2 tRNA genes and 1 rRNA gene are annotated in these 2132 nt (G+C 55.7%); all 3 read left to right on the top strand.

Annotation, left to right across the window (positions count from 1 at the left end):
- The first annotated feature begins 300 nt into the window (after positions 1–300).
- Positions 301–1833, top strand: a 16S ribosomal RNA gene (locus tag ACTJLC_RS31660).
- Between the two features lie 65 nt (positions 1834–1898).
- A tRNA-Ile gene (locus ACTJLC_RS31655) sits at positions 1899–1975 on the top strand.
- A gap of 53 nt (positions 1976–2028) precedes the next feature.
- Positions 2029–2104 (top strand) — tRNA-Ala (locus ACTJLC_RS31650).
- Positions 2105–2132 lie beyond the last annotated feature (28 nt).

The raw sequence follows: 2132 nt of genomic DNA, 5'->3' as shown, positions 1-2132 counted from the left end.
CATAATCTCGTTTCTCTGCTGCAGATGCAGCGACGCAGAACGAAGCGGTGCCGGGTGGTTGAAGTGGGCGTCGTGACGGTGGTGAATGCGTAAGTGATCTTTAAAAACTAACAGCCGATAAGTGTGGGCGCTTGATGCGCGGCGCGCGGTGGATTCTTCGGGGTCTGCCGGAAGCGAAAGTATCAAGTCTCACACAGTAATGAAAGGAAGGTTTTCCTGTTGAAAGACAGGATGATCATTCGTCAGTACGTTGAGTGAGCGACCGGTTGGTAAAACAACCGAAAAACAGTAACAGGCATTGAACTGAAGAGTTTGATCCTGGCTCAGATTGAACGCTGGCGGCATGCCTTACACATGCAAGTCGAACGGCAGCACGGGGGCAACCCTGGTGGCGAGTGGCGAACGGGTGAGTAATACATCGGAACGTGTCCTGTAGTGGGGGATAGCCCGGCGAAAGCCGGATTAATACCGCATACGCTCTGCGGAGGAAAGCGGGGGCTCCTTCGGGACCTCGCGCTACAGGGGCGGCCGATGGCAGATTAGCTAGTTGGTGGGGTAAAGGCCTACCAAGGCGACGATCTGTAGCTGGTCTGAGAGGACGACCAGCCACACTGGGACTGAGACACGGCCCAGACTCCTACGGGAGGCAGCAGTGGGGAATTTTGGACAATGGGCGCAAGCCTGATCCAGCAATGCCGCGTGTGTGAAGAAGGCCTTCGGGTTGTAAAGCACTTTTGTCCGGAAAGAAAACCTCAGCCCTAATACGGCGGGGGGATGACGGTACCGGAAGAATAAGCACCGGCTAACTACGTGCCAGCAGCCGCGGTAATACGTAGGGTGCAAGCGTTAATCGGAATTACTGGGCGTAAAGCGTGCGCAGGCGGTCCGCTAAGACAGATGTGAAATCCCCGGGCTTAACCTGGGAACTGCATTTGTGACTGGCGGGCTAGAGTATGGCAGAGGGGGGTAGAATTCCACGTGTAGCAGTGAAATGCGTAGAGATGTGGAGGAATACCGATGGCGAAGGCAGCCCCCTGGGCCAATACTGACGCTCATGCACGAAAGCGTGGGGAGCAAACAGGATTAGATACCCTGGTAGTCCACGCCCTAAACGATGTCAACTAGTTGTCGGGCCTTCATTGGCTTGGTAACGTAGCTAACGCGTGAAGTTGACCGCCTGGGGAGTACGGTCGCAAGATTAAAACTCAAAGGAATTGACGGGGACCCGCACAAGCGGTGGATGATGTGGATTAATTCGATGCAACGCGAAAAACCTTACCTACCCTTGACATGTACGGAATCCTGCTGAGAGGTGGGAGTGCCCGAAAGGGAGCCGTAACACAGGTGCTGCATGGCTGTCGTCAGCTCGTGTCGTGAGATGTTGGGTTAAGTCCCGCAACGAGCGCAACCCTTGTCCCTAGTTGCTACGCAAGAGCACTCCAGGGAGACTGCCGGTGACAAACCGGAGGAAGGTGGGGATGACGTCAAGTCCTCATGGCCCTTATGGGTAGGGCTTCACACGTCATACAATGGTCGGAACAGAGGGTCGCCAAGCCGCGAGGTGGAGCCAATCCCAGAAAACCGATCGTAGTCCGGATCGCACTCTGCAACTCGAGTGCGTGAAGCTGGAATCGCTAGTAATCGCGGATCAGCATGCCGCGGTGAATACGTTCCCGGGTCTTGTACACACCGCCCGTCACACCATGGGAGTGGGTTTTACCAGAAGTGGCTAGTCTAACCGCAAGGAGGACGGTCACCACGGTAGGATTCATGACTGGGGTGAAGTCGTAACAAGGTAGCCGTATCGGAAGGTGCGGCTGGATCACCTCCTTTCTCGAGCTAACGCGTCCAAGTGTTGAGCGCTCACGCTTATCGGCTGTGAAATCAGGCAGACTCAGGGGTCTGTAGCTCAGCTGGTTAGAGCACCGTCTTGATAAGGCGGGGGTCGATGGTTCGAACCCATCCAGACCCACCATTGTCTTGTCTGGTGTGCTGAATGCAACCCCTCTGGCGCATCTGCATGATCCCGGGGGATTAGCTCAGCTGGGAGAGCACCTGCTTTGCAAGCAGGGGGTCGTCGGTTCGATCCCGTCATCCTCCACCAATCCTCAATGCGCAGTGTTCTGTGTACG

This window comes from Paraburkholderia sp. 22099 (assembly GCF_052045835.1).
GTDB lineage: Bacteria > Pseudomonadota > Gammaproteobacteria > Burkholderiales > Burkholderiaceae > Paraburkholderia > Paraburkholderia terricola.
Note: the sequence above shows the minus strand (reverse complement) of the source record. Positions and strands in the feature narration are given on the sequence as shown.